The sequence below is a fragment of the Yoonia maritima genome (genome assembly GCF_043641945.1).
GTDB classification, from domain to species: domain Bacteria; phylum Pseudomonadota; class Alphaproteobacteria; order Rhodobacterales; family Rhodobacteraceae; genus Yoonia; species Yoonia maritima_B.
On sequence record NZ_JBHZRX010000003.1, the window covers coordinates 508,550 to 525,367 of the forward strand.

The 16,818-nt window shown below is 54.2% G+C and carries 15 protein-coding genes; 5 read left to right on the top strand and 10 right to left on the bottom strand.

Annotation, left to right across the window (positions count from 1 at the left end; translation table 11 throughout):
• Window positions 1–27: 27 nt before the first annotated feature.
• From ACHUEV_RS09135 to ACHUEV_RS09145, 3 genes are read left to right on the top strand one after another with little or no spacing between them, the layout of a single operon-like run.
• Window positions 28–687, top strand: a complete 660-nt coding sequence (locus tag ACHUEV_RS09135) for a Tim44/TimA family putative adaptor protein (protein ID WP_394179107.1) — start codon at window positions 28–30, stop codon at window positions 685–687.
• A gap of 15 nt (window positions 688–702) precedes the next feature.
• The gene (gene mltA, locus ACHUEV_RS09140) at window positions 703–1,647 is read left to right on the top strand and encodes a murein transglycosylase A (RefSeq protein WP_394179109.1); all 945 of its coding nucleotides are present in this window, start codon (window positions 703–705) and stop codon (window positions 1,645–1,647) included.
• Window positions 1,647–2,234 (top strand): Smr/MutS family protein, encoded by a 588-nt coding sequence (locus tag ACHUEV_RS09145; RefSeq protein ID WP_394179111.1) that lies wholly within the window; start codon window positions 1,647–1,649, stop codon window positions 2,232–2,234. Before mltA ends, ACHUEV_RS09145 begins: the two co-directional genes overlap by 1 nt.
• Here ACHUEV_RS09145 and ACHUEV_RS09150 read toward each other — a convergent pair.
• Genes ACHUEV_RS09150 through ACHUEV_RS09160 form a run of 3 tightly spaced genes read right to left on the bottom strand, consistent with a single transcriptional unit; the run spans window position 2,217 to window position 5,896 of the window.
• Window positions 2,217–3,452 carry an MFS transporter gene (locus ACHUEV_RS09150; protein ID WP_394179113.1) on the bottom strand — a complete coding sequence of 412 codons (1,236 nt, stop codon included), beginning with the start codon at window positions 3,450–3,452 and terminating at the stop codon, window positions 2,217–2,219. The two genes, ACHUEV_RS09145 and ACHUEV_RS09150, sit on opposite strands and share 18 nt — an antisense overlap.
• Window positions 3,453–3,512: 60 nt before the next feature.
• Entirely contained in the window at window positions 3,513–4,820 is a 1,308-nt protein-coding gene (gene hslU, locus ACHUEV_RS09155; RefSeq protein ID WP_394179115.1) for an ATP-dependent protease ATPase subunit HslU, read from the bottom strand.
• An 8-nt stretch (window positions 4,821–4,828) separates the two neighbouring features.
• Window positions 4,829–5,896: a V-type ATP synthase subunit I domain-containing protein gene (locus ACHUEV_RS09160; protein WP_394179117.1), complete on the bottom strand. Its 1,068-nt coding sequence runs from the start codon at window positions 5,894–5,896 to the stop codon at window positions 4,829–4,831.
• Between the two features lie 163 nt (window positions 5,897–6,059).
• On the opposite strand from ACHUEV_RS09160, the gene ACHUEV_RS09165 reads away from it, so the two are divergent.
• Complete coding sequence (locus tag ACHUEV_RS09165) at window positions 6,060–6,425, top strand: DM13 domain-containing protein (protein WP_394179119.1); 366 nt, start codon at window positions 6,060–6,062, stop codon at window positions 6,423–6,425.
• Here ACHUEV_RS09165 and hslV read toward each other — a convergent pair.
• Window positions 6,422–6,976 (bottom strand): ATP-dependent protease subunit HslV, encoded by a 555-nt coding sequence (hslV, locus tag ACHUEV_RS09170; RefSeq protein ID WP_106358728.1) that lies wholly within the window; start codon window positions 6,974–6,976, stop codon window positions 6,422–6,424. The genes ACHUEV_RS09165 and hslV overlap by 4 nt on opposite strands.
• Before the next feature lie 100 nt (window positions 6,977–7,076).
• On the opposite strand from hslV, the gene ACHUEV_RS09175 reads away from it, so the two are divergent.
• A complete protein-coding gene (locus ACHUEV_RS09175; protein WP_394179121.1) occupies window positions 7,077–7,985 on the top strand; it encodes a capsular polysaccharide export protein, LipB/KpsS family in 909 nt (302 codons plus the stop codon).
• Between the two features lie 51 nt (window positions 7,986–8,036).
• On the opposite strand, the gene trxA is transcribed toward ACHUEV_RS09175, so the two are convergent.
• From trxA to tsaE, 6 genes are read right to left on the bottom strand one after another with little or no spacing between them, the layout of a single operon-like run.
• Window positions 8,037–8,357 (bottom strand): thioredoxin, encoded by a 321-nt coding sequence (gene trxA / locus ACHUEV_RS09180; RefSeq protein ID WP_106358729.1) that lies wholly within the window; start codon window positions 8,355–8,357, stop codon window positions 8,037–8,039.
• Window positions 8,358–8,416: 59 nt separating this feature from the next.
• The gene (addA, locus tag ACHUEV_RS09185) at window positions 8,417–11,764 is read right to left on the bottom strand and encodes a double-strand break repair helicase AddA (protein ID WP_394179124.1); all 3,348 of its coding nucleotides are present in this window, start codon (window positions 11,762–11,764) and stop codon (window positions 8,417–8,419) included.
• Complete coding sequence (gene addB / locus ACHUEV_RS09190) at window positions 11,761–14,688, bottom strand: double-strand break repair protein AddB (protein WP_394179126.1); 2,928 nt, start codon at window positions 14,686–14,688, stop codon at window positions 11,761–11,763. Before addB ends, addA begins: the two co-directional genes overlap by 4 nt.
• Window positions 14,681–15,352, bottom strand: a complete 672-nt coding sequence (locus tag ACHUEV_RS09195) for a nucleotidyltransferase family protein (RefSeq protein WP_394179128.1) — start codon at window positions 15,350–15,352, stop codon at window positions 14,681–14,683. The genes addB and ACHUEV_RS09195 overlap by 8 nt, the downstream gene beginning before the upstream one ends.
• The gene (locus ACHUEV_RS09200) at window positions 15,349–16,317 is read right to left on the bottom strand and encodes an aminoglycoside phosphotransferase family protein (RefSeq protein WP_394179130.1); all 969 of its coding nucleotides are present in this window, start codon (window positions 16,315–16,317) and stop codon (window positions 15,349–15,351) included. The genes ACHUEV_RS09195 and ACHUEV_RS09200 overlap by 4 nt, the downstream gene beginning before the upstream one ends.
• Window positions 16,317–16,769: a tRNA (adenosine(37)-N6)-threonylcarbamoyltransferase complex ATPase subunit type 1 TsaE gene (gene tsaE / locus ACHUEV_RS09205; protein WP_394179266.1), complete on the bottom strand. Its 453-nt coding sequence runs from the start codon at window positions 16,767–16,769 to the stop codon at window positions 16,317–16,319. Before tsaE ends, ACHUEV_RS09200 begins: the two co-directional genes overlap by 1 nt.
• Window positions 16,770–16,818 lie beyond the last annotated feature (49 nt).

Genomic DNA, 16,818 nt, shown 5'->3' on the forward strand with positions numbered 1-16,818 from the left:
CCATGCCCCACCCTAATTGAGGTCCGAATGAACTCTGTTATTGAACTTTTGGTATTGGCTGGCATTGCCGTCTTTTTGATCCTGCGCTTGCGGGGGGTTTTGGGCACGCGCGAAGGTTTTGAAAAACCTGTCGTACGCCCGTCACAAGATGATCGGCGTGGAAAAAGGCCTGATCTAGAGCTTGTGAAAGACGGTCCTGATCTGGATATCACCGATCACGTCACAGAAGGTAGCGCCGCAGCGACAGCGCTTGCCGCGATGAAGCGCGTTGATCCAACGTTTAATGTTTCGGAATTCTTGGGCGGCGCACGTGCCGCCTATGAAATGATCCTGATGGCGTTTGAAAAAGGCGATCTGGACGAAATCAAACCGTTTATCTCTGATGACGTTTACGAAGCTTTTGCTTTCGTTGTCGAAGATCGCAAACGCAAGGGGCTGACTGTTGACGCTACATTCATCGGTGTCAGCGACATGACCTTAGCTGCGGCCGAATTCGATTCATCAAACAACGAAGCAGATATTTCTGTCCGCTTTAAGTCCGAGATGACTTCGGTCGTCCGCGATAACGGTGGTGACATCGTCGAAGGCAGCGACAAAGAAGTGAAACGCCAGAAAGATACTTGGACATTCTCGCGTCGGATGGATGCCGGTGATCCAAACTGGAAACTGGTTGCGACTGGCGAATAAGGTGCAGGCAAGGCGATGGCCGGACTGACATATAGGCAATTGTCCTTTGACGATTTGAACGATTGGGCGGCTGATGATCATCAGGCCGCCCTTGATGTTTTTCTGAACACCAGCGCGCATCTAACCAATGATAACTGGGGCGATATGGCGAATGCCGCGCAATCACCCCGTCAGTTTTTTGAAACCTACTTTCAACCCGTTTTGATCGAAGACGGTGCACCGATGGTGTTCACCGGCTATTTCGAACCCCAGCTTGCTGGATCGCGCACAAAGTCTGAAGCATTTTCCATTCCCATCTATGCCTTGCCCGACGACCCGACCAAATACACACGTCGGCAGATTGACGAAGACCAACCTCTTGCAGGTCGCGGTTTGGAAATTGCTTGGCTTTCTGACCCCGTCGATTTGTTCTTTCTGCAGGTCCAAGGATCGGGCCGCATTCAGCTACCCGATGGTACGATGATGCGCGTTGGCTTCGCAGGTAAGAATGGTCGGGAATATACATCCATCGGAAAGGTTCTTATTGCGCGGCGCGAACTGGCTGAAAGCGATGTGACCCCGGAATCCATCCGTGAATGGGTTGCCCAAAACGGGACGAAGGGTCAGGCGCTTTTGTGGGAAAACGAAAGCTATGTATTCTTCAAAGAAATAACCGAGGTTCCCGCAGATCACGGCCCTTTGGGCGCACTAGGTGCTTCGATTACTGCCGGTAGATCAATCGCCGTTGATCCAGAACTCACGCCGCTTGGTGCGCCGGTTTGGATTGAAAAAGCTGGGACGCACCATCTTATGACTGCCCAAGATACGGGATCAGCGATCAAAGGTGCTCAACGTGCCGACATATTCTTTGGCACTGGTAATGAGGCTGGGCGTCTGGCTGGTCAGGTGAATGATGGCGGACGTATGGTTGTCTTGTTGCCAAATGATATGGCGAAGCGAATTTGCGGAAAGACAACCTGATGCGGCGGCCAAGAAACCTTTCTGAAGAAGAACGTGCGCTGTGGGATAAAGTTGTCGAACGGGCAAAACCGCTTGATCCGAAATCGCACGCTGCTGAAAAGGCACCGATCAAGCCCAAACCAAAACCCCGTGACGTTGGCGGTACACCGATGCCAAACTTTAAGGTTGGGCAAAAAGCAAATGCGCACCGCCCCCATGATATTTTGCCCAGCATCGCAGAACGGCTAAGCCGTGCACCTGTGCATATGGACCACAAGTCGTTCGGCAAAATGAAGCGTGGTAAACTGGTGCCAGAGGCGCGGATCGACCTGCATGGAATGACTATGAGCGAGGCGCATCCAGAGCTGGTCGCGTTTATCCTTGGGTCGCACTCGATCGGGCGTCGGTTGGTTTTGGTCATCACAGGTAAAGGCAAAGACCGCGATGATGGCGGCCCCATCCCAACTCGGCAGGGCGTTTTACGACACCAGGTCCCACAATGGCTTGCGCTTCCACCGCTAAACCACGCGATCCTTCAAGTGACGCCAGCGCATTTGAAGCATGGCGGCCACGGCGCGTATTATGTGTATTTACGCCGAAGCCGATAGACGGGTTTGCGCCTGTTTGATTGCAGGAACCATTGCAAGTGATGCGATCACGAAAGTTGCTGAGTAAAACAAAAGCTGCGTATCGAATTCAATGCCGAGATCAATCAACCAACCAGATAGTCCCGGGCCAATCGCGGAACCAAGTACCATCAAAGCAACTGCCGCTGATTTGATGGATCCAATGTGTGCGGTGCCGAAATATGTGCTCCATACTGAACCAGGTAACGTTGATTGACCGCCGCCAGCTAATCCCATCAGGATCACACCTAGCGCAGACCACGCGATCGTGGGGGCGAAGGCGTGAACGATGAACGCGAATGAATAAGGCAGCAGGTAGATCGGCAATAACCGCCCTACCCCGAATTTATCCACGGCCCAGCCAAACAGGAATGTGGATCCCATGAATGTGAATGTCCCCAGTGGAAACACGGCCACGAATTTCAGGTGCTCCCATCCTTTGATTTCAGCAAAGTGCACCTGATGAAACCAGAACGCAGTGGCGAGCATGGGGAACAATGCCATTGCGGGGGCCAGCGTCCAGAATAGCGGATGGCGCAATGCCTCGGCGCGGGTCCAATGTTTGCCGTCCATCCCAACGGCGGTGTCGGACTTTGCCGATGACTGTGGAGTGCGTTCGAGTTTGAGCAAGCGCCACAAGAGTGGGATCATAAGTAGAATGAATATCGCGAAGCCGAACCAAATCGTCCGCCATTCCGCATGAGACTTTAGCCAAACGCTTGATAACGGTAGCGCTGCTTCGGCAAAGATAAACCCAAGAGTTGAAACAGCGAGGGCGCGACCGCGTGTGGCGATGAACCAGCGTGAAATCGCGACGACTGAAATTGTGCTGCTCATACCTTGGCCGAACAGGCGCAGGCAAAAGACGACAAAAACCAGCCCAAGCACATTTGTATTGAACGCCATGCCAAGGCAGGACAGCGCCAACAATGTCAGAACGACAACACCCAAGCTGCGGACGCGGAACCTGTCTGTCAAACCGCCTGCGTAGATCATGACTCCAGCAGATGCCATTGTGGCGACCATGTAGATCAGCCCCCAATCGCCGTTTGAAAGCCCGTATTCATCGCGGATTTCGCCCGCAAAGACGGCGATCAGAAAGGTCTGTCCAAAGCTGGATAATGCAGAAAGAAGCGCGCCAACCGCAAGGAATGGCGCGTTTTCGCGAATAAAACGGAAATAAGAGGCGAATGAATTCATACGCCTTTGGTGATCCTGCACCGCCCAAAAGGAAAGCCCTAATGCAGCGGTGCAGCTAAATCACAACACATAGCGGCTGACGTCCAGAGAACGGGACAATTCGCCAAGGTGCTTTTCAACGAATGCGGCATCTACGGTGATAGCTTCACCACCGCGATCAGGCGCGTTGAAAGACAGGTCTTCGAATACGCGTTCCATCACGGTGTACAGCCGGCGTGCCCCGATGTTTTCTACGGATTCATTGACCTCCGCCGCGATTTTCGCCAGTGCTTTGATCCCTTCTTGGTCAAAGGTCACAGCGACTTCTTCAGTTTTCATCAAGGCTGTGTATTGCAGCGTCAATGCGTTGTCGGTTTCCGTCAGGATGCGGACAAAGTCGTCTTCGGTCAGGGCTTGCAGTTCAACGCGGATCGGCAAACGGCCCTGCAATTCAGGCAGCAAGTCTGATGGCTTGGCGACATGGAATGCACCAGAGGCGATAAACAGGATGTGGTCTGTTTTGATTGGGCCGTGTTTTGTTGAAACGGTTGTACCTTCAATCAATGGCAGTAGATCGCGCTGAACACCTTCGCGGGAAACATCAGCACCACGTGCGTCAGAGCGTGCGCAGACTTTGTCGATCTCGTCCAAGAAGACGATGCCATTTTGCTCGACTGCTTCTAGCGCGGCTTTGGTCACTGTCTCATCATCAAGCAGTTTGTCGGCTTCGTCGGCGATTAGCGCGTCATAGCTTTCTGCGACGGTCATCTTCTTCTTAACCGTGCGCCCGCCGCCCATTTTGCCGAACAATTCGCCAATGTTCATCATGCCGCCCATGCCGCCGGGCTGGCCGGGTATTTCAAAACCACCCAACGGGTTGGATGTGTCTGCCAGCTCCAGCTCGATCACGGTGTTGTCCAGTTCGCCAGCCTTCAGCTTGCGGCGGAACATTTCGCGGGTTCCATCGCGGGCATCGGTGCCAGCAACAGCTGTGATAACGCGGTCTTCGGCGGCTTGTTGTGCTTTGGCTTTGACGTCTTCGCGCATGTGCTCACGCGTGTCCAAGATTGCAGTATCAACCAGATCACGGATGATCTGTTCAACGTCACGGCCGACGTAGCCGACTTCGGTGAACTTTGTTGCTTCGACCTTGATAAATGGCGCACGGGCAAGTTTCGCCAAGCGGCGGCTGATTTCGGTTTTACCAACACCAGTGGGCCCGATCATCAAAATGTTCTTTGGGTAAACTTCATCGCGTAGATCGTCGCCCAATTGCTTACGGCGCCAGCGGTTACGCAGGGCCACAGCCACGGCGCGTTTTGCGTCGTTCTGTCCAATGATAAATCGATCAAGTTCCGATACGATTTCGCGGGGAGTGAGGTCAGTCATGTAAATCCTTACACATGGGATGGAGGCAAGCGGTGCAATGGAAAACCTGTCGGCAGCAGACGCAAGGTCCGCGCACGAATTTTTTCCCAGAAAGCACCCAAAAACAGCATGATTGCGCCAAGTAGCAGAACCGTCAGGGCGACGCCATCGCCATCCAGAACTGTGATCGCAACGGTCACGATATAGCCAATTGCCGTAATCAAAAATGACCGCCGGTCGATGATGATCGCAATAACAGCGAAGATACCAAGCACAACAAATAGTCCAAAGTTTGCGGCCGACGTCCCTTGGTTCAAGAGCGTCAGGCCTATGGTGTTAATCAAAGCAGGCGCAGCAACGACATGCAGCCAAAACCCGTTGGTTGAACGTCGAGTGACGCGATGTGGGTCGCTCATATCGAAAAGCATGGCGACGGCGAAAACGATAAGTCCAAGAACCAGCGTGATCCACGCAAATGGTCCGCCAGCAGATAGCAGGAACAGGTCTTTGAATTCATTGATCTCACCACCCTTGCTGGCGGTGAACACCATTGCGACAACGAAAAACCCGATAGCCAAGATTGCCATCGCGAAAGGCACGCGAAAGCGCCACCAATAGATAAGCAGTGAAATCAAACCGAGAAAAAGCGGAAGTGGAATGCTTTCAAAATTGCCCTGACCAACCATAAACGGTTCGGCGAAATAGCTTAGAAAACCAAAGGTTGCGTTGGCGATGAACATAATCGCAAGCGTTGATGCCGGACCGATCATGCGGCGGCGTCGAATAAAGTATTCTGACAATAGCCAGATCGCGACAGCGCCAGCTAACGTAATGCCGATCGCATACCGTTTAAGGTCAACAATTTCATCGCCTAGGGCGAGCGTAGCAACGGAATACCAACCGATACCAAGAATAAATAATCCGATGATTATGAAGACTTCGTTGAAACCACGAAACAGTTCGAACGGTTCATCGCCTGGGGATAGATCAGACCCGGATGTTTTCCGCTGTTGCGCAAGCTGCGCCAGATCAGCGGCTTGTCGTTCGGACAATAGGCCGCTGTTGATCGCAGCGCGTAGGTCATCTGTGTCAATCATCGGCATTCCTTTGCGTTCGTCACACCTAAGTGTTGTGGCATGCAACTCCAAGGGTGACACCTTCCTTTTGCCGTAAATTGCAGCGCTTCACAAACGCGTGGGGATGATTGTTTGAAAACCAATGCGCTGTACGATTGGCAGCAACAGAAACAGGAGGTTTCCGATGGATAGACGTTCTTTTATCGCGGCGTTGCTAAGTACAGCAGCATTGCCAGCATTTGCAGGTGGCCATGGCCGTTTAGGTACATGGGGTGGCATCAATGGCCATACGGTGACAGGTACCGCCGAAATCGCGGGAAGCGAGATCAACTTGCTTGATGATTTTGTGTTTGATGGTGCCCCTGACCCTAAGGTCGCGCTGGGCAAAGACGGGGTTTATGACCCCGCCACCATTATGGGACCGCTTGCCAGTGATGCCGGTGCATCCCAATATATGGCTCCAGAGGGTATCGATACGTCGGCCTATAACGAGGTCTGGATTTGGTGCGAGGAATTCAACGTCGGTCTTGCCGTTGCACCAATCACTTAACCGATGCTTTCGACTGTCAATTTGCCGTTGGTATAAACACAAATATCAGCGGCAATTGCCATCGCCTTACGCGCAACTGCTTCGGCGTCCATGTCGCTGTCCATCATGGCGCGACCAGCAGCCAGCGCAAAATTTCCGCCGGACCCGATTGCTGCGATATCATGTTCAGGTTCCAGAACATCGCCTGCCCCCGTAATCACAAACAGGTCTTTGCCATCGGTGACGATCAGCATCGCTTCTAGCTTTTGCAGGTATTTGTCTGTGCGCCAGTCCTTGGCAAGATCAACACTTGCGCGAGCCAGCTGACCGGGAGTTGCTTCTAGCTTTTTCTCAAGCCGTTCAAGCAGTGTAAACGCGTCGGCGGTCGAACCCGCAAAACCAGCGATTACATCTTGGCCGCCGGGTGACAGACGACGCACTTTTCGTGCTGTGCCTTTGATCACAGTCTGGCCAAGGCTAACCTGCCCATCGCCAGCAATTACAACTTTACCATCCTTGCGCACACCGATGATCGTTGTGCCGTGCCAGCCTGGGAATTCTTCTTTACTCATCATCTGCTCCTTGCGGGTTGGACACTATATGGCGGCGTGAGCGCGGGCAAACAACCCCGATGGCTTGCCGCCCGCCCAACACAACGCTAGCTTCCGCCGCATGAGCGATGCGAATACAGTCACATTCTATCTGAATGCCCAAATGCGCCGCAAAGCCGAACGGGGCAATCACAATTTCATTCGCCGTGTTTGCAGCGTTCTAGAGGCCGCAGGATTGAATGTCGCTTATGACATCAACGATGAGCTTGGCCGTTTGCAGGCGCTTTCGCGTCCGGGCCGTAGTCTGTTTTTAATGGATGATCCTGTCGACGACCGTGGGCTGACATTTCGTAAGACGTATATTTTCCCATTTTGGCACATTGAAAAGCAAAGCAAGCGTTGGGAATGGCCCGTTGCGCAAAGCCAGTTCGAGCCGAGCAAAAAGGACGCTGTCAAAGCAAAGAAGTTCCATCAGCGCTGGCGTAACAAGTTATTCGCCGGTGACACGCGCCAAGATGGCTTTGTCTTTATGCCATTGCAGGGCCGACTAACGGTGCGCCGTTCGTTTCAGCATTGCAGCCCGATCGAGATGATCGAAGCAACCCTGCAATACGAACCACAGCGAGAAATCATCGCGACGCTTCACCCTTCAGAGGACTACACCGACGTAGAACTAGCAGAGCTAAAGGCGCTGATCGACGCATATGATCAATTGACCGTTCGGCATCGCGGCACTGACGAATTCTTGCATAATTGCGATTACATCGTGACGCAGAATTCCAGTCTTGGGTTTCACGGATATTTCTTAGAAAAACCTGTGATCCTGTTTGGAAAAACTGATTTCCATCACATCGGGTTGAATGTGCAAACAATGGGCGTTGCCGAAGCATTTGCTGCGCGCACAGATCACAATCCAGACTACGCTGCCTATCTATTTTGGTTTCTGCAACAACAGGCGATCAACGCAGGGCGACCAGAAACAGAAGAAACCATACGCAAAGTTTTGCAGGGGCACGGGTGGCCCGTCTGAAATGAAAAAGGGCGCCACAATGGGCGCCCATAATTCATAATGTCAGACTGCTTAGATCGACTCGTCGATCCAGCCCTGCAAAGCAGCTTTTGGTGCAGCACCTGTTTTGTTCGAAACGACTTCGCCGCCTTTGAACATGAACAGTGCTGGGATGCCGCGAACGCCAAGCTGTGAAGGCGAATTCGGGTTTTCGTCAACGTTTACTTTGACGATTTTTACTTTGCCATCATACTCGGCAGATAGCTCCTCAAGAGCTGGGCCGATTTGTTTACATGGTCCACACCATTCAGCCCAGAAGTCTACGACAACAGGAATATCTGACTGGCGTACTTCGGCGTCAAAGGTTGCGTCTGTTACTGCTACGGTTGCCATTGGGTCACTCCTTGGCGAATGTCATTGGACGCTGAACCTATGTACCCATCGTGGATTGGTCAAGGGATCGAAAGGCCGTTCAGGGTTTCGTGAAGCAGTTCTTTGGGCAGTTGCATCAATGTCCCCGTGGCCGTCCATAAAATGCCGACACAAACATCGCGATCTGGATAAATTTGGCGCAAGGCAGCATCGTAGGCTGCCATCTGCCGCAAAATTCCCAACGGCGTTTGGGTGGCATGATCAGGCACGATTTGGTTCGATTTATAATCAATCGCCAGAACGCTGTCTTCGCGGATGATCAATCGGTCAATCGTGCCATGAATACGGCCGATACCATCGATGTCGGCGGTGACATCAATTTCGGTCAAGGCGGCTGGATCCCAAAGTTGGGCTAGATCAGGTTGATCCAAAAGCCGGACAACTTCGTCCACAAGTTCGGGATCGTTGTGTTTCAATACACGCTGGCCAAGCGCTTTGCGCTCTTTTGGGTCGGCTTGCGGTAGGTATTCTAACAGACTGTGGATCGCTGTCCCGCGTTCCATTGCGTCTTCGATATCCACCCGCGCCGGATCACCGGGCATGATTTTCGCGCCATCAAACTCTGACGGAGACAACGTTTTGCGAATGGTTAGCTTTGGCACTGGGCCAAAGGTTGGTGCCTCAACTTTCGTTTCTGCGATTGGTTCGGGCTGCAGCAATTCGCCTGCGTCCCAATCAAGGTGCGCCACGCGCCGCGCTTCCATGTCGTCGATTTGTATTTCGGTATCGCCGCGGGCCGCCATGCCGTCTGCAACGATGTTATACCAACTGTCGTCACCGTCCCCCACATCACCAGCGGCCCCGACGATCAGCCACTTTTCCGCACGCGTCATCGCAACATAAAGAAGACGCATCCGTTCGCGGGTTTGCTTGGCGACGAAATCATCTCGGATTTCCTGCATTGCAGAACCCGAAGCCTGCGCTGCAGTTTTCCAGATCACGTGATCACGGACCGGTAGCAATTCGTCTTTCACGTCAACACGGCGTTTTGCAGTGTCTGGCAAAATAACAATCGGCGCTTCAAGCCCCTTGGACCCGTGCACAGTCATCACCCTGATCCGGTCACCTTGGGCATCCATCTGGCGTTTAACTTCTAGATCATCAGTTTCCATCCACGTCAGGAAACCGGTCAGACTAGGCACCCCTGTGCTTTCGTAGGCGAGTGCTTGGGAAAGCAGCGCATCAATGCCATCTTCTGCCTCTGGCCCCAACCGCGCCAAAAGTTTGCGCCGCCCATCGTGACGCGTCAGGATACGTTCAATCAGGTCATAGGGGCGTAAAAAGTCAGCTTCTTTGCGTAAATCACGCAGGATAGCCAAAGTCTGGGAATGGTCTGAATCCCGTAAGGCAGGCCATAGATATCCTTTTTCTGGGCGGTGGTGTGCCAGTGTGAAGAGATCCTGTTCTGACCAGCCAAATAATGGGGACCGCAAGGCGGAAGCCAACGAAAGATCATCCTCTGGCAAGGCAAGAAAGTTCAAAAGCGCCGCAAGGTCTTTGACCGCCAGTTCTGCACCAACGCGTAGACGGTCAGCACCCGCGATCTTTAGACCTGCCGCCTTACACGCGCGGATCACTTCAGAGAACAGTTCCGAACGTCGCTGCACTAGGATCAAAAAGTCGCCTTCGGTGATCGGACGACGGTGATACTCGCCCGAATGCCCGATTTCCTCTGGCAAGGTTTCGTGCGTGATCATGCGTTTGATCTGTTCCGCCACACGGTTTGCCATCAGCACAGTGTGGTCCGTTTCGCTGGGCAGATCGATGGGGTCGAACCAGTTGCGGGGTTCATCAACCACCGATTTTTCGACGACAGGCCATAAATCAACGCGCCCCGGCATGTTCTCTTTGAATGCTATGTGGGTGAGCGTGTCGTCCATCCCGGCGGCGCGGTCACCCGTAAACGTGGCATCCACGACGGACAGGATCGCTTGCGAAGACCGGAACGAATGGTCTAGCGATGTGACCTCGAACGGCTTTTCAACGGCGTGGTGGGCATCGCGGAAATGGACCTTCATTTCGTCAAAGGCGGCAGGATCAGCGCCTTGGAATGAATAGATCGACTGCTTTTTATCGCCCACAACAAACACAGTGCGTTCGCGGTCTGGATGTGCGCCCTCGCCACTCGCGAATTCTTGGGTCAGTTGTTCGATCACGGCCCACTGGGTGGGGCTTGTGTCTTGGGCTTCATCAACCAATACGTGGTCAATGCCGCCGTCCAAACGGAACAATACCCATTGCGCCACGTCCCGATCAGTTAGCAGTGCCTTGGCTTTGCGGATCAGATCGTCAAAATCCAACGCACCCATCATCAACTTGCGCTGTTCATAGGCCGGCACAAAAACGGCGCCGAACCGATAGATCGCAAGCGTACGGTGCAACGCATTTAGCGCCAGCCGATCTTCGCGAGCGTCTTGAACGCCCAGCATGATGGGTTCCAGATCGTCCATCAGTTCGGCATGGGCTTCGCGGGTGCCTTTGGTCGGAAAACTACCGACCTTCGCCCCAAACGGGGATTTGGCCGATGCCCCGAAAAGAAACACGCTTTCTAATAATTCTAGGTCTTGCAGAGTCCCGGGTGCGGTTGTGCAGACTTTATCAAGTGTTGCTGCAGCCTTGGCTTCGGTCGAACTGCCTTTGGCGCAAATCTTGGCCAGTGCGTGGATCGTATCAAGGCTTGATTGGCTTAGGACCTGTGAAACAAGCACATCAGCCGAAAGCGCCGGATCAATCCCAAGTGTTTCACATAGCGCTTCACGTGGGATGCCGTTTGCAAAGGCATCACGTTTGTTCGCGACTTCGGCCGTCAGTTTGGATAGCTCCGCGCCGGTGAAGTATCCCAAAACCTGTTCGACAGCGGGTGCATCTGGACCGGCGATCAGTTCATCCATGACCTCGGCGCGTAGCAGCTCTGCGGCGCGGTCTTCCATTTCGCGGAACTGCGGGCTGACTTGCGCCTCGAGCGGAAAACGCCGCAGGACACCTGCACAAAACGAGTGGATGGTTTGGATTTTTAAACCGCCGGGCGTTTCGATGGCGCGTGCAAAAAGCGTCCTTGCTTCGCGCAGTTGTTGGTCATCGATCACACGATCCACACCAAGCGATTGAAGGTCAGCACGCAGCGCGTCGTCCTCCATCATCGCCCAAGTACCAAGCCGCTTGAACAGGCGGTTCTGCATCTCGGCTGCGGCGGCTTTGGTGTAGGTTAGGCAAAGGATGTTTTGCGGGGACACCTTTTCCAACAATAGCCGCGCTACGCGGTCGGTCAGCACGCGGGTTTTGCCAGATCCGGCGTTGGCAGAAAGCCAAGTGGATGTGCGTGGATCAGCGGCGTCGACCTGCCGTTGGGATGCTGCGTCGCGGATCATGTCAGCACCTCTGGTTTTGGATCGTCACTGGTGTCCCATTCCCCGAACCGAGACAGGTGATCATAGGGGCTGTAATCGGTCTTTGAGAATAGCGCGATCCGCGCGGTATAGCCGCGATCAACACGTTGCCAATTTTCAAAAAGCGTCTCTAACTCGGCCCAAACCTGATCTGGCGGGTTCTTTTCAAGTGGCGCGTTGCTGTTTTTCATCGTCGTGTTTACGCCGATGAATGTGGCAGCTTGAACGGGTTTCTGTCCAAGGTCATTGAACGCACCGCGTTCGACCATCGCAGCCTCTAGCAACAGTTGCTTGTCAAAGTTTTCTTGCTGTTTTTCGCTGGGAACAACGCCGGTTTTATAGTCGTAGATCAGCGCCTGACCGTCAGGGGTGATGTCGATCCGGTCGGCAAGGCAGGTCAGTTTTACACCTACGTTTGGAACTACGATTTCACCGTTCTTTTCGATCACACGCTGATCGGACAGGGCTTGGCGTTTGACCTCATCTGCTAGGAACGGATCGGCTGATTTTTCCATCCGGGCGATCCACTGGGCGCGGATGGTGGGCCATGGGCAGTGTTCAAGGAAACATTCGTTGGCGATTTGCATCAGTGCTTCGCGATCATCGGGTGCAAAGCCGCCAGCGATGAATTTTTCCAAGACTTCGTGCACGATTGTACCGCGCAAAGGTGCATCAGCTGTTGGTGCCAACGGATCAAGCGGGTCGAGGCGCAGCACCTTGCGTGCGTAAATCGCGAATGGATCGCGGATCAGCGTCTTGATTTGTGTGACGGACAATTGCTTGGGACGCGCATCAACTGGTGGGCAAGGTGATGGACGTGGCGCAGGATCGTTCCGGTGATCGGCGCTTGATAGCTGGGCGGCCATGTCAGCCCAGTTGCGGCCACGTTCCAGCATCGCGTCCAGCGCGACAACGCCGTTTTGTTCGGGCAATCCACGTAGCAGGTTGGTAAGCCGGTTCACCCAACGCGAAGGTACGGTTTCCGCGTCAGAGGACCGTTTAGCGCGCGTGATCCAGACCTCTTTGCCGGCAATTGCTTGTTGATAATCGTGCGCGGAAAGACCGATGCGCCGTTCGGGCAAAAGCAATCCGGCCTTGGCCCGCATGACGCGGTTTAGCCAAGGGTCTGGTGCTGGTGCCTCGGGCCAAACCCCATCGTTCATCCCGCCAAGGATCGTCAGGTCAACGCCTTGAACACGGGCCTCTAGCGTACCCCAGATCAGGATTTGTGGGTGGCCTTTGTCACGTTCGCGCACGACGCCTTCGGACAGGATCGCGCCGAAAAGCGCGGCGTAATCCTTGGTATCCATTTCGCCAGCAAAGTCGGCGTTCTCGGCAATCGTATCGCAGGTTTTGCGTGCCTCGCGGCCTGCTGCTTCTTTCCACAGCTCGCCTGCGTCTGTTCCTGATGGCCCGGCGCACAGCTTTTCGGCCAGTCGGAGATGCGTCTGCAAATGGTCGGACAAAGGTATGGTAAGCGGATCGGCATAGCCAAATACCGTTTCGGAAAGCCAATTCGCCCATTCATCGCGCCCTTCAGCACGGGACGCCCAGTCACGTAGCGTATCAGGCGTTGGGAATGGCGGCCCGTTGCGGCGCAGATAGATCTCAAGTTCGCGGGAATGACGCAAATGCGGGCCGCGCTCAGAATCTGTCGAGTTGCACAGCGGATGCTTCAGCAACACGAGCAACATTTCCCCGGTCAGCGGTTTGCCCAGCATGTCAGCAACATGGCGCAGCATCCGGCCCGGAGGCGACAACTGCAACGGAACACCGGCACTGTCGTCCGGTTTAATATCCCAACGGTCCAGCGCGGCGGTAACCTGCCGCGTTAGCATCCGATCGGGAGAAATAAGCGCGGCAGTGATCCCGTCTTGGACAGCTTGGCGCAGGCGTAACGCGATGGTTTCGGCTTCGGCGCGGGGGGATACGGCCTCGACTAATGTCAGCCCTTCGGTTGCAGCGGACAGGTCGCCCAGCTTTGGTCCTTCTTCCAGCCATTGGCTGGTGACGGGTGCAGGGCGTAGCGACAGTGATACCAATTTGTTTCGCGCTGGATGAATGGGCTGCAAATCACACCAAGACTTTACGTCATTGGGGCCAAATTCCATGAGGTCCATGAGACGACGGAACCGAAATTGCGGATGATCCTCGGCGGTCATTTCATCGTCCATCGCTTGCCAAACGGGATCGGGAAGATCGAAATCGTAACCGGGAAGGACAATCGCACCTTGGGGTAGTTTTGCGACCGCTTGCATAAACATCGCGGTCGCGCCGCGTGAACCGGTTGAACCGGCGACGATGATTGGATGGGTTGGTGGCGTTTCCGCCCAGCGCTGTGACAGCGTTTCGATGACAAGCCGTTGGCGCGCTTCTTTGTCGGGGGTGTCGTTGGTCGCACCAAAAAACGGTGTGATAATGTTGAGGAACTTGAGCGCCCGCTGCCAATGGCCAGATTGATCGGACACATCTAGGCTGGCAATGGTTTCTGGGCTTACGCCCTCGCCCTGCATTTCGTCCATCAGTTTCGCAAGGCTATCTGACAGATCATAAAGCGCGGCACGCGGCGCAAGGTCGGGTTCTTGTTCTAGCAATTTCGATACGAATTGTAGAAGCTCAAACCGCCGACGCAAAGGTGCAATAGCAGGCGGAACGATCAGCGATACCGGGTCATTCGCAAGGTCAGTTACCAGTTTGATCCGTGGCAATAGGCGCGCTGGGCCAGCATCGAATACTTCGCGGATGCGGCGCTGCATACGTGTTGTGTTGACGTATATTTCGGTACGCGCCCAGTCTTCCGGAGTCATGTTCTGACCACGAGCGGTTAGGCCATCCACCAGTGACTGTGCGAAATCGACGCCCAGTGCGCTGCCGAAAATGCGAGGGCTGTCTGATGGTTCAAACATTCAACATCGCCTCGGCAATTGGGATGCTGGATGGCTGTCCGACATCACACCAAGCCCCATCGTATTTTACACCGTAAAGCCCGCCACGCGTGGCAATATCATTCCATGCGACGTTCAGCGAAAATGCGGTTTCTTGTATGTGGTCGAGCGTTTCGGGCCGGATGATCTGCACGCCGGTATAGATCACGTCAGGCCCACGGTGCAGGCGATCATCGCTATCGACAAGAAAATCGCCTTTGCCCAGATGCCCATGTACGTTTGGCTTTTCGATCACCAGAAGCAGTGCTTCCATTTCATCGCGCCATGCTGACAAAACCGTCTCAATCGGGTTGGGCCCCCGCCACACTGCATCGGTATTCATGGTGATCGTCGGACCAGACCCAAGTAGCGCCCGTGCCTGCCGTAGCCCACCTCCGGTTTCTAGCAATGCGTCGGTTTCATCAGAAATTGCGATGTCTTGCCCAGCCAGATGGCTGCGCATTTGGTCCGCATGATAGTGCACGTTCACAACCTTTTGCCCGACGTTTGCGATGTCAGTGAATGACAGCGCATGGTCGATCAACGGTTTGCCCGCCACTTGAACAAGAGGTTTTGGCCGATCCTTGGTCAGTGCGCCCATGCGGGTTCCAAGCCCGGCGGCAAACAATAGAATGGGCGTGGTCATGCGCGAAGCCTTGCAAGTGTTTCTGTGTCCGGTGCTGGTAGCGTATCGCGCACCGCCTGTTCCAGCATTTTCAGTTCTGGATGGCGTAGATCGGCCATTAGATTGGCCCATACCCGTGGGATCAAATCAATGTATCGCTTTTTACCCATGACGAGGGAAAGCCGTGCAAACACCCCCAATATTCGCAAGTTGCGCTGGGCACCAAGGCAGGCCAACTGCGCGGGGAACTCGCTGCCCGCACCTGTCTTTGCCATGTAATACGTTGTTATTTCTTGCGCTAATGCTGGGTCTATTTCCCGTCGTACGTCCCGCAACAGTGATGCGAGGTCGTAACCTGCTGGCGCGATAAATGCGTCTTGGTAATCTAGCAAACCAACGCGGTTCAGCCCTTGTTGTTCGGGTCGCCAAATCAGATTTTCAGCGTGGTAATCGCGGAGCGCGAGCGTGTTCGCATTTGGTGCGAGTGTGATCAGCGCGCGGTGCACTTCGTTAGTGAGGTCCGGTGTAGGGGCGTTGGCGTAGAATTCACCTGTGATCTCGACCATTTGAGCGCCGATTTCGGGTGTCATTTGGTTCAGGTCTGAAGGCGCTGGGTAATTGGCGAGATGGACCAAAACGTCGGTGGCCGCGCGATAAAGCGTCAAGTTGTCGGAAGGGTTCTGAGTTAACCACCTTGCAAAGTCGTCTTGGCCTAGGTCGGACAAGATCATGATACCAGCTGACACGTCATGCGCTAAGATTTCAGGAGGTGCTAACCCCGCATTTTGGAGCAGACTAGTGATGCTGGCAAAGGCGTGGGTTGTTTCACCATTTTCAGGTGGCGCATCCATCAAAATCACATTTGACGTGCCATCGGTCAGGCGTTCGTACCGCCGGGCAGACGCATCACCAGCAAGTGCATGTCGGTCCCAAGCAGCCCAATCAGACGAGGCGATAAAGTTATCAATGATAGTTTTGCGTTCCATCACAAAACCGCCTTTAGCCGGTCGTGCCATTCCGGTGTTGTCGTGATTTGAACGCTGTGTTCTGTATCTCCTGCCGCGAACGCCAGTCTAAGAGCGTTCTTTGGGGCATCAGTACCGAGCCGATCAGGCCATTCGATCAGGCAGATGGCGGTTGTGAATGCTTCGTCTAGCCCGAGTTCGAATACTTCGTCAGGGTGTGTCAGCCGGTAAAGGTCACAGTGCCAGATGTCGCCTTCTGGGTCTTCGTATGTTTGGACAAGGGTGAAGGTTGGGGATGGAACGTCCTCCATACGGCCAAGCCGGGCGCGGATTAATGCGCGGGCAAAGGCGGATTTACCTGCGCCGATGGACCCTTCCAGCAAAAGCGTATCGCCGGGGGCCAGCAACAGCGCGATGCGGCTGGCCAGTTCAACGGTGTCAGTTTCGTTCGGCAGGGCGATTGTGATCGGCATATTGTTCATGCCGAAACACTATTGCTTGGGTCGCTACCTGCAAGGTCAA

Coding starts and splice junctions, on each gene's coding strand:
- trxA (WP_106358729.1), bottom strand. CDS start 8,357: ATGGCAACCGTAGCAGTAACAGACGCAACCTTTGACGCCGAAGTACGC.
- ACHUEV_RS09165 (WP_394179119.1), top strand. CDS start 6,060: ATGGATAGACGTTCTTTTATCGCGGCGTTGCTAAGTACAGCAGCATTG.
- addA (WP_394179124.1), bottom strand. CDS start 11,764: ATGATCCGCGACGCAGCATCCCAACGGCAGGTCGACGCCGCTGATCCA.
- ACHUEV_RS09150 (WP_394179113.1), bottom strand. CDS start 3,452: ATGAATTCATTCGCCTCTTATTTCCGTTTTATTCGCGAAAACGCGCCA.
- ACHUEV_RS09160 (WP_394179117.1), bottom strand. CDS start 5,896: ATGATTGACACAGATGACCTACGCGCTGCGATCAACAGCGGCCTATTG.
- ACHUEV_RS09195 (WP_394179128.1), bottom strand. CDS start 15,352: ATGACCACGCCCATTCTATTGTTTGCCGCCGGGCTTGGAACCCGCATG.
- ACHUEV_RS09200 (WP_394179130.1), bottom strand. CDS start 16,317: ATGGAACGCAAAACTATCATTGATAACTTTATCGCCTCGTCTGATTGG.
- ACHUEV_RS09145 (WP_394179111.1), top strand. CDS start 1,647: ATGCGGCGGCCAAGAAACCTTTCTGAAGAAGAACGTGCGCTGTGGGAT.
- mltA (WP_394179109.1), top strand. CDS start 703: ATGGCCGGACTGACATATAGGCAATTGTCCTTTGACGATTTGAACGAT.
- addB (WP_394179126.1), bottom strand. CDS start 14,688: ATGTTTGAACCATCAGACAGCCCTCGCATTTTCGGCAGCGCACTGGGC.
- hslV (WP_106358728.1), bottom strand. CDS start 6,976: ATGAGTAAAGAAGAATTCCCAGGCTGGCACGGCACAACGATCATCGGT.
- hslU (WP_394179115.1), bottom strand. CDS start 4,820: ATGACTGACCTCACTCCCCGCGAAATCGTATCGGAACTTGATCGATTT.
- tsaE (WP_394179266.1), bottom strand. CDS start 16,769: ATGCCGATCACAATCGCCCTGCCGAACGAAACTGACACCGTTGAACTG.
- ACHUEV_RS09135 (WP_394179107.1), top strand. CDS start 28: ATGAACTCTGTTATTGAACTTTTGGTATTGGCTGGCATTGCCGTCTTT.
- ACHUEV_RS09175 (WP_394179121.1), top strand. CDS start 7,077: ATGAGCGATGCGAATACAGTCACATTCTATCTGAATGCCCAAATGCGC.